A 15,504-nucleotide genomic window follows, 5' to 3' on the forward strand; every position below is an offset into this window, starting at 1 on the left:
GACTGGCTGCGCTCGCAGAACCAAAAGCTCTCAGCCGCCGCGAACGAACCGATCGCGATCGTGGCCATGGCTTGCCGTTTCCCCGGCGGAGTGGCCTCGCCGGAGGCACTGTGGCAGCTGGTCTCCGACGGCCGCGACGTCGTCTCCGAGCTCCCGGATGACCGTGGCTGGGACCTCACGACCCTGCTCGACATCGACCAGGGCGAGCACGGCGTGAGCTGCCCGCGCGCGGGCAGTTTCCTGCACGACGCAGCGGACTTCGACCCCGCCTTCTTCGGGATCTCCCCGCGGGAAGCGCTCGCCATGGACCCGCAGCAGCGGTTGCTGCTGGAGACGTCGTGGGAGGTGTTCGAGCGTGCCGGCATCGACCCCGCCACGGTCAAGGGGAGCACTGGAGGGGTGTTCGTCGGCGCCTTCCAGACGGGCTACGCCGAATCGCTGAACCAGACCCGCGCCGCGGAGCGGCTCGCCGGGCACATCGGTATAGGTAGCTACTCCAGCGTGATGTCCGGACGGCTGGCCTACACCTTCGGTCTCGAGGGACCGGCTGTCACGGTGGACACGGCCTGTTCGTCTTCGCTGGTCGCCCTGCACCTCGCGGGCCAGGCGCTGCGGGCGGGCGAGTGCTCGTTCGCGCTGGTCGGCGGGGTGACGGTGCTGGCCACACCTGAGAGCTTCGTGGAGTTCAGCCGTCAGGGCGGGCTTTCCCCGGACGGCCGCTGCAAGGCGTTCTCGGCGGCCGCCGACGGATTCGGACCGTCCGAGGGCGTTGGGATGCTCATGGTCGAGCGGTTGTCCGACGCCCGGCGTCTCGGGCACGACGTGCTCGCGGTGGTCCGCGGGACCGCGGTGAACTCCGATGGTGCGTCTAACGGGCTCACCGCGCCCAACGGACCTTCGCAGCAGCGAGTCATCCGGCAGGCGCTGGCGGCTTCCGCGCTGCTTCCCGCCGACATCGACGTGCTCGAAGCGCACGGTACCGGAACCACTCTCGGCGACCCGATCGAGGCGCAGGCGCTGCTTGCCACCTACGGGCGGGACCGCCCGGTGGAGCGACCGTTGCTGCTCGGGTCGGTCAAGTCGAACCTCGGGCACACCCAGGCCGCGGCTGGGCTGGCTGGGGTCATCAAGATGGTCATGGCGATGCGCCACGGCGTGGTCCCGCGGACGTTGCATGTGGACGAACCGTCATCCCATGTGGACTGGACGAGCGGTGCCGTTAGGTTGCTGACGTCGGCCGAGCCTTGGCCAGAGACCGGCCGCGCACGCCGAGCCGCGGTGTCCTCATTCGGGATCAGCGGCACCAACGCGCACGCGATCATCGAGCGGGCGCCACGAGCCGAGGCTGTCGCGGTAGAACCAGCTGCGGAGATTGTGCCGTGGGTGCTGTCGGGGAAGTCCGCGCAGGCGGTGCGTGACCAGGCTGCCCGCCTGCTGTCCGTTGTAGCTGGACAGCGGCCCGCCGACATCGCCTTCTCGCTGGCCACGGCGCGGTCGGTGTTCGAGCGCCGTGCGGCGGTCGCCGGTGACCACGATGACCTCGTGGCCGGGCTGCGCGCGCTGGCGGACAGCTCGTCGAGCGGTGGCGTGCTCTCCCGAGCATCGGCTCGGACCGCGTTTGTGTTCGCTGGTCAGGGAAGTCAGCGGCTGGGGATGGGGCGTGCGCTGTATGTCCGGTTCCCGGTGTTCGCTCGTGCCTTCGATGAGATCACGGCGTTGCTGGGGACTCCGGTGCCTGACGACGAGGAGCTGCTGGCGCGGACCGGATACGCACAGCCCGCGTTGTTCGCGCTTGAAGTCGCTTTGTTCCGGTTGCTGGACTCGTGGGGGATCGCCCCCGATTTCGTCGCGGGGCATTCGATCGGCGAGATCGCGGCGGCGCATGTCGTCGGTGTGCTGTCCCTCGACGAAGCTTGCGCTCTTGTGACCGCGCGCGCTCGCTTGATGCAGGCGCTTCCTCCGGGGGGCGTGATGATGGCTGTGCAGGCTTCCGCGGAAGAGCTTTCGCCGTTGCCCGAAGGAGTTTCGCTGGCCGCCGTGAATGGTCCGCGGTCGGTGGTGATCGCCGGCACCGAGGCGGCCGTGTCGCAGGTGAACGGTTTCCAGGTCCGTCGCTTGAAGGTGAGTCATGCGTTTCATTCGGCGTTGATGGACCCGATGCTCGAGGAATTTCGCCGTGTCGTCGGGGGGCTGTCGTTCGGGCAGCCGTCGATCCCCGCGGTGTCGACGGTGACCGGCGGGCTGGTGACGGACGAATGGAGCACACCGGAGTACTGGGTGCGTCACGTCCGGGAGACCGTGCGTTTCGCCGACGGGGTGAAAGCACTGGAAGCCGAGGGCGCCACGACCTTCGTGGAGCTCGGCCCGGACGGTGTGCTGTCCTCGATGATCCAGGACAACGTTCAAGCCACCGCGATTCCCTTGCTGCGCGGCGACCGCCCCGAAGAGACGGCGGTCATGGCAGCGCTGGGTGAGCTATTCGTACAGGGTGTTCCACTCGACTGGAGCGCGGTGCTGACCGGCGGCCGGCGCGTGGACTTGCCCACCTACGCGTTCCAGCGGGAACGGTATTGGCCGAAGGCGTTGCCGGTGGCCAAGGCCGCGCCCGCGCTGGGCTTGCGATCCGTTGCACACCCCTTGCTGGGCGCGGCCGTCGAGCTGCCGGAGTCGGCCGGGTTCCTGCTGACCAGCAGGCTCTCGGTCGCGTTGTATCCGTGGCTGGCCGACCACGCGGTCGCGGGCGCTGTCCTGTTGCCGGGAACGGGTTTCCTCGAGCTGGTCATCCGGGCCGGTGACGAAGCCGGCTGCGGCCGAGTCGAAGAACTCACCCTGGAGGCACCACTGGTGCTGCCCGAGCACACCTCTGTCGCGGTGCAGGTCGTGGTGGGCGGACCGGACGGGGCGGGCCGTCGGGCGGTGCGCGTCTACTCCTGCGCCGACGACGCGGTTGACGGCGAATGGACCCGGCACGCCGACGGGATCCTCGCCCCCGGGGATCACACCTCCGGAGCCGAACTCGACGTGTGGCCGCCGGAGGGCGCGGATCGGGTCGATCTTGCCGGATTCTACGAGCGGTTCGCTGACTCGGGCGTGGTGTACGGCCCGGCATTCCAAGGACTCAAGTCGGTGTGGCGCCGCGGCGACGAGGTCTTTGCCGAGGTCTCGGCGAATGAGGAAATCGGCGCCGATGAATTCGGCCTGCACCCGGTGCTGCTGGACGCGGGCGTGCGGGCGTCGGTGTTCGCCGGGTTCGACGAGCCCGCGGGCCGGATGCCGTTCTCCTGGAGCGGAGTCTCGTTGTACGCCACGGGCGCATCGGTGTTGCGCGTGCGGCTGGTCCGGTCCGGCACGGACGTCGCGTCGATCGACGTCGCTGACCAGACCGGGCGGCCAGTGGCCTCGATCGAATCACTGGTGCTGCGGCCGGCCGATCTCGGAACACTGGTCCTGCCGGGACGGGATTCGCTGTTCCGGCTGCAATGGTCACCCGTGCCGGCGGGTACCGCCGGGACGGTCGCGGTGCTGGGCGAGCTGGTTCTGCCCGGCGCGGAGTCCTATGTGGATCTCGCTGAACTGGGTGCCGCGCTCGACGCGGGGGCGACACCCGATACGGTGCTGATCCCCCTGGAAGCCAGCTCGGCGGACACACCCGCAGCGGTGCGCGAGATGACCACGCGGGTGCTGGATCTGGTGCGGACTTGGGCCGCCGATCCCCGGTTTGCCGCTGTCCGCGCGGCCTTCGTGACGCGCGGTGGGCTCGGCGAGGTGACCGACGTGGTCGCCGCCGCAGCATGGGGTCTCTTCCGTTCGGCACAGACCGAGTACCCGGACCGTTTCGTGTTGATCGATACCGACGCCGGCTCTCTGGCTGCCCTGCCGAGTGCAGCGGCTGCCGGCGAGCCGCAGGTCATTGTGCGGAACGGAGAGGTGCGGGTTGGCCGGCTGGTGCGGGTTCCGGCGGTTTCCCCGGCGCGATCGTGGGCCGGTGACGGGACTGTGCTGATCACCGGTGGTACCGGTGGTCTTGGTGCCTTGCTGGCCCGGCACCTCGTGGCTGAGTGTGGAGTGCGGAACCTGCTGCTGCTCAGCCGCCGAGGTCCGGATGCCGGGGGCGTGTCGGAGCTGGTCGCGGAGCTGGCCGCGCGTGGTGCTGAAGTCCGGGTGGTTGCCTGCGATGTCGCCGATCGTGGCGCGTTGGCTGAGGTGCTCGGGTCGGTTCCGGTTGAGCATCCGCTGACCGCGGTGATCCACGCCGCGGGGGTGCTTGACGACGGTGTGCTCGACGCGTTGACGCCTTGGCGTCTGGATACCGTGTTGCGCCCGAAGGTTGATGGGGCTTGGAACCTGCACGAGCTGACACGGGATTCCGGTCTCGCGGCTTTCGTTGTGTTCTCTTCGGTTGCCGGGATGTTCGGCGCCGCGGGGCAGGGCAATTATGCGGCGGCGAACACTTTTCTTGATGGCTTGGTGCAGTACCGGCGTGGGCTCGGGCTTCCCGGGCTGTCCGTGGTTTGGGGCGCATGGGAGATTTCTGGCGGTATGAACGCCGGGATCGCCGGCTCCGACATCCGCCGGATGGAACGTGCCGGCATGTCGGCGATGTCGGTCGACCAGGGCCTGGCCCTGTTCGACGCGGCGCTCGGGGGCGACGAGCCGGTGGTCGTGGCGATGCGGTTCGACGGTCGCCTGCGCGGATCGGCCGAGGTCCCGGCGGTCCTGCGTGGTCTGGTGGGCAACCCCGTCCGGCGCTCGGTGGCCACGGGCGCAGCCGGGTCCGCCACCCTGCGGGACCGGCTCGCGGGACTGGATCCCACCGCTCGCGGTTCGGCGATGGCCGACCTGGTGCGCGGGCAGATCGCCGTGGTGCTGGGACATTCGAGCGCGACGGCGATCGATGCCGGACAGACGTTCGGTTATCTGGGCTTCGATTCCCTGACCGCGGTGGAACTGCGCAACGCCCTAACCACCGCGACGGGGGTCCGGCTGCCTGCGACCCTGGTCTTCGACCACCCCACCCCCGCGCTGCTGGCGGAGTTCCTGCTGTCCGAGCTGATGGGTGAGATCGCTCCCGGTCCGGCGGCCAGCACGGTGCGTGCGTCGGTGTCGGATGATCCGGTTGTGATCGTGGGTATGGCGTGCCGTTATCCGGGTGGTGTGGGTTCGCCGGAGGGTTTGTGGGATCTGGTTTGTTCGGGTGGGGATGGTATTTCGGGGTTTCCTGTTGATCGTGGCTGGGATGTTGAGGGTTTGTATGACCCTGATCCGGGGAAGGTGGGGAGGTCGTATACGCGTGCGGGCGGTTTCTTGTATGAGGCGGCTGATTTCGATTCCGGGTTTTTCGGGATTTCGCCGCGTGAGGCGTTGGCGATGGATCCGCAGCAGCGGTTGTTGCTGGAGACGTCGTGGGAGGCGTTCGAGGGTGCGGGAATCGACCCGACGTTGCTGCGGGGTAGCCGGGGTGGGGTGTTTGTTGGTGCGATGTATCACGATTATTCGTCTTCGCCGTTGGTGAGTTTCCCTGGGGATGTCGAGGGTTATCTGGGTATCGGTAATGCGGGTGGTGTGGTGTCGGGGCGGTTGGCGTATCAGTTTGGGTTTGAGGGGCCGGCGGTGACGGTGGATACGGCGTGTTCGTCGTCGTTGGTGGCGTTGCATCTTGCTGTTCAGGCGTTGCGGTCGGGGGAGTGTGATCTGGCGTTGGCCGGTGGGGTGACGGTGATGTCCACGCCGGGTGCGTTTGTGGATTTCAGTCGTCAGCGGGTGTTGTCGCGGGATGGCCGGTGTAAGTCGTTCGCGGAGGCGGCTGATGGTACGGGGTGGTCTGAGGGTGTGGGGGTGTTGGTGGTGGAGCGGCTCTCGGATGCGCGGCGGTGGGGGCATGAGGTGCTGGCGGTGGTGTGTGGGAGTGCGGTGAATTCGGATGGCGCGTCGAATGGGTTGACCGCGCCGAATGGTCCGTCGCAGCAGCGGGTGATCCGGCAGGCACTGGCGGTGTCGGGCTTGTCCACCTCGGATGTTGATGTGGTGGAGGCGCATGGCACGGGTACGAGGCTGGGTGATCCGATCGAGGCGCAGGCGTTGCTGGCGACGTATGGGCAGGACCGGGATGTGCCGTTGTTGTTGGGTTCGGTGAAGTCGAATATCGGGCATACCCAGGCCGCGGCGGGGGTGGCGGGGATCATCAAGATGGTGATGGCGATGCGGCATGGGGTGGTGCCACCGACGTTGCATGTGGACCGGCCGTCCTCGCATGTGGACTGGGCTGGTGGCGCGGTGGAGTTGGCGACCGAGTCGGTGTCCTGGCCACAGGCCGGGCGTCCGCGGCGGGCGGGGGTGTCCTCGTTCGGGATCAGCGGCACCAACGCACACGTGATCATAGAAACCGCCCCCGCAGCCGACGTGACCGATGCGGCCGAGCCGGCCGATGCGGCCGAGCCTGCTGAGGTGGCCGGGGCGGTGTCGGCTGTGGTGCCGTGGGTGGTGTCCGGTAAGTCACCGGGGGCGGTGCGGGAGCAGGCGGCGCGGCTGGTGTCGTTGGTGGAGGGACAGGACCTGTCGGATGTGGGTTTCTCGTTGGTGACGACGCGGGCGGTGTTCGAGCATCGTGCGGTGGTGGTCGGTGACCGGCAGTCGTTGGCGGTGGGGTTGGCGGCGTTGGCGGGGGGTGGGTCTGTGCCGGGGGTGGTGGTGGGTGCGGCGGGAACGGTGGGCAAGGTGGTTTTCGTGTTCCCGGGGCAGGGGTCGCAGTGGCTGGGGATGGCGGGTGGGTTGCTGGGCTCGTCGCGGGTGTTCGCGGACTCGATGGCGGAGTGTGCGGCGGTGTTGTCGGAGTTCACCGACTGGTGGTTGCTGGATGTCCTCGATGACGAGGTGGCGCTGGCGCGGGTGGATGTGTTGCAGCCGGTGTTATGGGCGGTGATGGTGTCGTTGGCGGCGTTGTGGCGATCGTTGGGTGTGGTCCCGGACGCGGTGCTCGGGCATTCCCAGGGCGAGATCGCCGCGGCGTGTGTGGCGGGGGCGTTGTCGTTGCGGGACGCGGCCCGGGTGGTCGTGTTACGCAGCCGGGCGTTGCGGGTGCTGGCCGGGGGTGGTGGCATGGTGGCGGTGTCGCTGCCGGTGGCCGAGGTCGAGGGGTATGCGCGGCGGTATGGGGTGTCGGTGGCGGCGGTCAACGGTGCGTCGTCGGTGGTGGTTTCCGGTGATGTGCCGGCGTTGGACGGGTTGGTCGAGGAGTGGGTGGCGGCGGGGGTGCGGGCACGCCGGATCGTGGTGGATTACGGGTCGCATTCCGGTCAGGTCGATGTGATTCGGGAGCAGATCCTGCAGGATCTCGCGGGAATCACTCCCGTGGCGGCGCGGATTCCGTTGTATTCCACGGTGACCGGCGAGGTGCTGGACACCACCGGGATGGATGCCGGTTACTGGTACCGGAATTTGCGTGAGACCGTCCGGTTCCAGCAGGCCACCGAGTCTTTGCTGGCCGGGGGGTTCGGGGTGTTCGTGGAGGTCAGTCCCCATCCGGTGCTGACTCCCGCGATCACCGACACCGCCGGGGAGCAGGCGCTGGTGGTCGGGTCGTTGCGTCGCGGCGAGGGTGGCCTGGACCGGTTTCTGCGGTCGGTCGCGGAAGTGCATGTCCGTGGCGTGGGTGTGGACTGGGCCCCGGTTTTTCCGGGTGCGCGCCGGGTGAGCCTGCCGACGTATCCGTTCCAGCGTGAACGCTACTGGCCCGAGGTGGTGGCCGGTGCTGGTGATGTGACCGCGGCCGGGCTGGGCACGGTGGATCACCCCCTGCTCGGCGCCGGGGTCGAACTTCCCGGTATGGACGGCTATGTGTTCACCGGTCGTGTCTCCCTGCGCACCCATCCCTGGCTGGCCCAGCACACCGTGGCCGGGAGGGTCCTGTTCCCCGCTACGGGTTATGTCGAACTCGCGTTCCGGGCGGGTGATCAGACCGGTTGTGACCACCTCGAAGAACTCACCCTGGAAAAACCTCTCGTGCTTCCCGACACCGGTGGGGTACGGATCCAGATCGCGGTGGAAAGCCCTGATGAGTCCGGCCGGCGGGTGTTCCGTGTCCACTCTCGCACCGATGAGGACACCGAGACGGTCTGGGCCTGCCACGCGACCGGTGTGCTCTGCACCAGCACACCCACCAGTACACCCATCACACCGCCCGAGCCGGGTGACTGGCCCCCGCCCGGTGCCGAACCGATCGACCTGGAGGGCTTCTACCAGCGACTGGCCGACGCGGACTTCGGCTACGGCCCGGTGTTTCAGGGACTGACCGCCGCATGGCGTCACGGTGACGAGATCGTCGCCGAAGCCGCGCTACCCGAGGGCATCGACCCACACGGATTCGGGCTGCACCCGGCACTTTTCGACGCGGCCCTGCACACGGCGGCGTTCGCCGGGTTCGACGGGCCTGCCGGCCGGATGCCGTTCTCGTGGAACGGGGTCTTCCTGCACGCCACCGGCGCTACGCACCTGCGGGTGCGACTACGACGGACCGGCACGGACACCATCTCACTCACGCTGGCCGATCCGGCCGGGGCACCGGTGGCGTCCGTAGAGGCATTGACCCTGCGTCCGGCATCGGCGGGAGCCTCGCACGCGACGGCCGCGTCGCCCCGGGACTGGGCGTTCCGGCTGGTGTGGATCGCCGCGGTTACCAAGTCGAATCCCAGCGTGGAGCGGTGGGCCGTGCTGGACGACGAGGGCTTCGGGCTGCCGGTCGCCGCCGGGCTGGACGCGTTCGACGGCGAGGTTCCCGAAACACTGCTCGTGCCGGTGGCGAGCGAAACCGCCGGCCAGGTGCTCGGGCGAATCCAGGAGTGGCTGGGCGACGAGCGGTTCGCGGCCGCCAAACTGGTATTCGTCACCCGTGATGGGCAGACCGACGCAACCTCGGGTTCGGTGTGGGGCCTGGTTCGCGCGGCACAGGCGGAGCATCCGGACCGGTTCGTCTTGGTCGACATCGACGAAGATCCCGCCTCGGTGAGGGCGTTGCCCGCCGCGGTGGGTACGGGTGAGCCGCAGGTCGTGGTGCGTGCGGGGGAGGTCCTCCTCGGCAGGCTGGCCCGGGTGCCGGGCCCGCCGGAGTCTTCGCGGCCGTGGGACATCGAGGGCACCGTGGTGATCACCGGCGGCACCACCGGTCCGGGCGCGCTGCTCGCCCGCCATGTCGTGGAGGAGCGCGGTGTGCGGAACCTGGTGCTGCTCGGCGGTACCGGTGAGGACGGCGCGGATCTCGTCGCGGAACTGTCCGCGCACGGCGCCGACGTCCGTGTGGTCGGCTGCGACCTCGCCGACCGCGACGCGCTGGCCGAGGTCCTCTCGCCGCTGCGGCTGACGGCCGTGCTCCACACCGAAGAGACGACCAGCGAGGACGGCGTCGCGGAGTTGACCCCTGAGCGACTGGACGAGGTGCTCCGGTCGAAGCTCGGCGTTGCGGTGAACCTGCATGAACTAACCCGGAACCTGGACCTGTCGGCTTTCGTGGTCTTCTCGTCGGCGGCTGGACTGTTCGGCGGCGGACAGGCTGCCGTGCTGGCGGCGAACGCCGGGCTGGATGCGCTGGCCGCGTACCGTCGCGGTCTCGGGCTGCCTGGCATTTCACTGGCTTGGAGCCAGGACACTGCCCTGACCGGAGCTGGCGTGCTGCCACTTTCCGATGACCAGAGGCTGGCGTTGTTCGACTTCGCGACCGGGCTCGACGAGCCCGTGGTCGTCTCGGCTCGCCTCGACCTGCCCGCGCTGCGAGCGCGGCCCGGACTCCCGTACGTCCTGCGTTCGCTGGTCAGGAATCCGGTCCGGCGCTCCGCGACGACCAGCTCGGGCGCCACGGTTAAGCTCGGCGGGCGACTGGCTGCACTGCCGGAAGCCGAACGTGCCCGCGTCGTCTTGGATCTGGTGCGCGCGCAGGCGTCGGCCGTCCTGCGGTACGACGGCCCCGATGCGGTCGAAGCGGACCGCGCCTTCGTCGAGCTGGGCTTCGACTCGCTCACCGCCGTGGACCTCCGCAACCGGCTGAACGAAGCGACCGGGCTTCGCCTGCCGGCGAGCCTGGCCTTCGACTACCCGACGCCGGTCTCGCTCGCGGACCACCTCGTGGCCGCGCTCACCGGCGGCGCGGACCCGGTACCCGCGACAACGCGCAGCGGCCCATCCACTTCGGACGATCCTTTGGTGATCGTCGGGATGGCCTGCCGTTACCCGGGCGGCGTGAACTCCCCGGAAGACCTGTGGGATCTCGTCTCCAGCGGCGCCGACGTCATCGCCCCGTTCCCCACCGACCGCGGCTGGGACCTGGATGGCTTGCACCACAGCGATCCCGACCACGTTGGCACGAGCTACACGCGACACGGCGGCTTCCTTGACGACGCGGCCGGGTTCGATCCGGGGCTCTTCGGGATCTCCCCGCGTGAGGCGCTCGCCATAGACCCGCAGCAACGGCTTCTGCTGGAGACGTCGTGGGAGGCCCTCGAACGCTCGGGCATCGACCCGACCTCGGTGAAGGGACGCTCCGGCGGGGTGTTCATCGGTTGCTCGGCCATCGGATACGCCGGGATGCTGGGTCAAACGCCCGCCGCCGCGCAGCTCGAAGGTCACATCGGCACCGGGAACTCGCCGAGCGTGATGTCCGGGCGGTTGGCCTATACCTTTGGGGTGGAGGGGCCCGCGGTCACCGTCGACACGGCGTGCTCGTCGTCGCTGGTGGCGCTGCACTTGGCTGGGCAGGCGCTGCGAGCTGGCGAGTGCTCGTTCGCGCTGGTCGGGGGCGTGGCGGTGATGGTCGAGCCCAGCGAGTTCGTCGAGTTCAGCCGCCAGCGCGCGTTGTCCGTCGACGGCCGGTGCAAGGCCTTCTCCGACAGCGCCGACGGGTTCGGGCTCGCCGAGGGGGTCGGGGTCCTCGTGGTGGAGCTGCTGTCGGAGGCTCGGCGGTTGGGGCACGATGTGCTGGCTGTGGTGCGGGGTTCCGCGGTGAACTCCGATGGTGCGTCGAACGGGTTGACCGCGCCGAACGGCCCGTCGCAGCAGCGGGTGATCCGGCAGGCGCTCGCGGCTTCAGGCTTGTCCACCTCGGATGTTGATGTGATCGAGGCGCATGGCACGGGCACGGTGCTGGGTGACCCGATCGAGGCGCAGGCGCTGCTAGCGACCTACGGTCAGAACCGGGAACGGCCGTTGTGGTTGGGGTCGGTGAAGTCGAACATCGGGCACACCCAGGCCGCCGCCGGGGTCGCCGGGATCATGAAGATGGTCATGGCGATCCGCCACGGCGTGCTGCCGACGACGTTGCACGTGACGGAACCATCCACGTTCGTAGACTGGGCGAGCGGTGCGATCGAGCTGCTGACCGAAAAGGGCGTGTGGCCGGAGACAGGGCGGCCGCGTCGCGCTGGGGTGTCGGCGTTCGGGATCAGCGGCACCAATGCGCATGTGATCGTTGAGCAGGCTCCGGCTGTGGTTGTCGAGGAGGCCGCCCCAGTCGAGCCCGCGGTGGTGCCGTGGGTGTTGTCGGCGCGAACACCTGAAGCGGTGCGCGCCCAGGCGGCAAGGCTGCTGTCCTTTGTGGAGGATTCCGTGTCGAGTCCGCTCGATGTGGGGTATTCCTTGGCGGTCAGCCGGTCCGCTTTGGACTATCGGGCGGTCGTGACGGGTAGTGGGCGGGCGGGGTTGCTCGCCGAGCTGGGAGCGTACGCGACCGGTGGCCGGGTGGCCGAGCAGGTGAGGCGGGACTCCGGCCGGGTGGCGTTCTTGTTCGCGGGGCAGGGTAGCCAGCGTGCGGGTATGGGCCGTCAGCTGTATGCCCGGTTCCCGGTGTTCGCCCGCGCGTTCGACGAGGTTGCCGGACACCTGGAACCGGGATTGCGCGAGATCATGTTTGCCGAGCCGGGCACGCCCGAGGCGGAATCGCTGGTACGGACGGGGTATGCCCAGCCGGCGTTGTTCGCGTTGGAGGTCGCGCTGTTCCGGCTGGTCGAGTCGTGGGGGATACGGCCGGATTTCCTGGCCGGACACTCGGTCGGCGAGATCGCCGCGGCGCATGTCGCCGGGGTGTTGTCGCTGGAGGACGCGGGCAGGCTGGTCAGCGCGCGCGGCAGGCTGATGCAGGCGCTGCCCGCTGGTGGGGTGATGGTCGCGGTCCAGGCGGCCGAGCAGGAGGTCCTTCCGCTGCTGGCGGGGGTCGCTGATCGGGTGTCGATCGCGGCGGTCAACGGGCCCGGGTCAGTGGTGATCTCCGGTGAGCAGAGCTCGGTCGCCGCGATCGCCGAGGAGTTCGCGGCGCGGGGGCGGCGGACGCGGTGGCTCGATGTCAGCCACGCGTTCCACTCGCCGCTGATGGAGCCGATGCTGCACGAGTTCGGTCAGATCGCCGAAGGGTTGTCCTTTGGTGAGCCGGTGATCCCGATCATCTCGGCGGTGACCGGTGACCACGCCGGAGACGGTATGTGCTCAGGAGAATACTGGGTCCGGCATGTACTCGAAGCGGTCCGGTTCGCCGACTGTGTCACCCTGCTCGCCGACCTCGGCGTGACAGGGTTCGTCGAACTCGGGCCGGACGGCGCGGCCACGGCCATGGCACAGGAGAACCTCGGCACCGACGTGCTGACGGTCCCGCTCCTGCGTAAGGACCGCGGTGAAGAAGAGGCCATCACCGCCGCGCTGTCCCGGCTGTATGTCCACGGCGTTGGCATCGACTGGCGCGGAGTGTTCCACGGCCACGGCGCACGCCGGATCGACCTGCCCACCTACCCCTTCCAACGCCGGCGATACTGGCCCGACGGCGCTCCCGCGCGCGGCGGTTCGGCCCCGGGGCTCGACGCGACTGGGCACCCATTGCTCGGCATGTCCCTGCAGACCCCGGATTCCGGTGGGCTGGTGTTCACCAGCAGGCTTTCAGTGCACAGCCACCCGTGGCTGGCGGACCGCGTCGTGGCGGGCTCGGTGCTCGTCCCCGGCGCCGTCTTCGTCGAACTCGCCATCCGCGCCGGGGACGAGGCCGGTTACGGCCGGATCGGCGAGCTCACCCTGGAAGCGCCGCTGGTCCTCCCGGAAAACGGCGCGGTGCTGCTCCAGGTGACGGTCGGTGGCGAAGACTCCGCCGGCCGTGAGGTGCACGTCTTCTCTCGCGCGGACAACGATTCCGGCCAGTCGTGGGCCCGGCACGCCACCGGGGTGCTGTTGCCGGCCGAGAGTTCCGGCCCCGCGTTCGACACGGCGCTCTGGCCTCCCAGCGGCGCCGAACCGGTCGACCTGGAAGGCTTTTACGACGAGATTGCCTTCGACGCCGGGTTCACCTACGGCCCGGTCTTCCGGGGGCTCACGGCCGCCTGGCGGCGGGGCGACGAGGTGTTCGCGGAGGTCTCACTGCCCGAGGCGGCCTGCGCCGAAGCGGCTGGCTTCGGGCTGCATCCGGCGCTGCTGGACGCGGCGGTGCAGACCTCGGCCTTCGCGGGTCTCGCCGAAGCCGAAGGCACCCGGTTGCCGTTCTCCTGGAGCGACGTTTCCTTGTATGCCCACGGGGCTTCGGCGCTGCGGGTCCGGTTGACCACGACCGGCTCTGACTCGGTGTCGATCGCGGTGGCCGACACCACCGGGGAGCCGATCGCGTCGGTTGGTTCCCTGGTGCTGCGGCCTTTCGCGGCCAACCGGCTCACGATCGCCACCGGCCGGGACGCGTTGCTCGGTCTGGAGTGGACACCGGTCGACGTGCCCGCGGCGGCCGCCGATGGGGACGGCTGGGTGGCGCTGGGTGAGCCGGTCGTCGAAGGTGTCCCGGTTGGCGCTGACCTGGCCGAGCTGGGTGAGCTCAGACCCGAAGTCGTGCTGCTCGGCGTGCCCTCCGGCGGGATACATGCGACGGTGACCGATGTTCTGAGCCACCTCCAGCGGTGGCTGGCCGATGAGCGGTCGGGCAGCGCCCGCCTGGTTCTGGTGACCCATGACGCCGAGACGGACGTCGGACAGGGGGCGGTCTGGGGTCTGGTGCGTTCGGCGCAGTGGGAGAATCCCGGCCGCTTTGTCCTCGTCGATACTCCGGCACACAGCGGGCCGGTTTCCCGCGAGCTCCTGGCGGGTGTCCTGGCCTCGGGAGAACCGCAGGCCCGGATCGTCGACGGCACGGTCCACTTCGGACGGCTGGTCAAGATTGCCCCGGGCGAGAGCCAGGTCTGGGACCGCGAAGGCACGGTCCTGATCACCGGTGGTACTGGCGGTCTCGGCGCGCACCTGGCCCGGCATCTCGTGACTGCACATGGTGTGCGACACCTGCTGCTGGCGAACCGAGGCGGTGATATGGCTCCCGGCGCGGCGGACCTGGTGGCAGAACTGACCGCGCACGGCGCCGAGGTCCGGGTATCAGGGGGTGATCTGGCGGATCGTGACACCGTGGCCGCGCTGCTCGCCACGATTCCCGCTGAACACCCGCTGACCGCGGTGGTCCACGCGGCGGGGGTGCTCGACGACGGGGTTCTCGGGGCGATGACCCCGGGACGCCTGGACACGGTGCTGCGGCCGAAGGTCGACGCGGCCTGGAACTTGCACGAGCTCACCCGCGGGTTCGGCCTGTCGGCTTTCGTCGTGTTCTCCTCGGTCGCCGGGGTGCTCGGCAGTCCGGGACAGGCGAACTACGCGGCGGCCAACGCCGGTCTCGACGCGCTGGTCGCACACCGACGCGCACAGGGCCTGCCCGGGCTGTCCCTGGCGTGGGGCGCCTGGGACCTCGATCGCGGGATGACCGCCACTCTCGCCGAAGCTGATCTGCGGCGCATCGCGCGCTCCGGCATGCCTCCGCTCTCACCGGAAAGCGGGCTGGCCCTGTTCGACGCGGCTATCGGTGGTGACCGCTCGCTGGTGGTGGCGGTGCCTCTGGACCTCCGCGTGCTCCGTGCTCTTCCGGAGGTGCCACACCTGTTGCGCGGAGTGGTCGCCGCGCCGGCGCGGCGCTCCGCGGTGACCACCGCCGAGGCTCCCCCCGACCTCGTCGCCCGGTTGAACGGCCTGGATCGGCGGGACAGCGAGACCGCCATGGTCGGCATCGTCACCGCCGAGGTGGCGTCGGTTCTCGGTTACGACCGGGCCACCGTGCTGGAGGCCGAGCGTGAGTTCCGGGAGCTCGGCCTGGACTCCCTCACCGCGCTCGAGCTGCGCAACGGCCTGAGCTCGGCGCTCGGGCTCAGCCTGCCCGCGACGCTGACCTTCGACCACCCGACCCCGGTTCTGCTGGCCGAGTACTTGCTCGGCAAGGTCCTGACGAACGCGGCGCCGGACGTCGTCTTCGAACTGGACCGGTTGGAGAACGCGTTATCGCTGTCGGATCCCAAGGACACCGCTCGCAGACGAATAGCGAGGCGCCTGCGGGTGTTGCTCGCGAAGGTCGAGGACACCCCGGACAGCGAAGACGTCCGTGGTTCCGTCGAGTTTGCCACCGACGATGAGCTCTTCGCACTGCTGGACAACGAATGATCTCTCCCTCGCCCAAGCCATCCGATTTCCGCT

General features: G+C 69.4%; 1 pseudogene. It reads left to right on the plus strand.

From position 1 onward, the window contains the following. Nucleotides 1-33 precede the first annotated feature (33 nt). Nucleotides 34-15,471: pseudogene (locus ACRXBZ_RS35465) on the plus strand (SDR family NAD(P)-dependent oxidoreductase); the annotation flags it as partial. Nucleotides 15,472-15,504 lie beyond the last annotated feature (33 nt).

The sequence above is a fragment of the Saccharopolyspora hattusasensis genome (assembly GCF_050972075.1).
GTDB lineage: Bacteria > Actinomycetota > Actinomycetes > Mycobacteriales > Pseudonocardiaceae > Saccharopolyspora > Saccharopolyspora hattusasensis.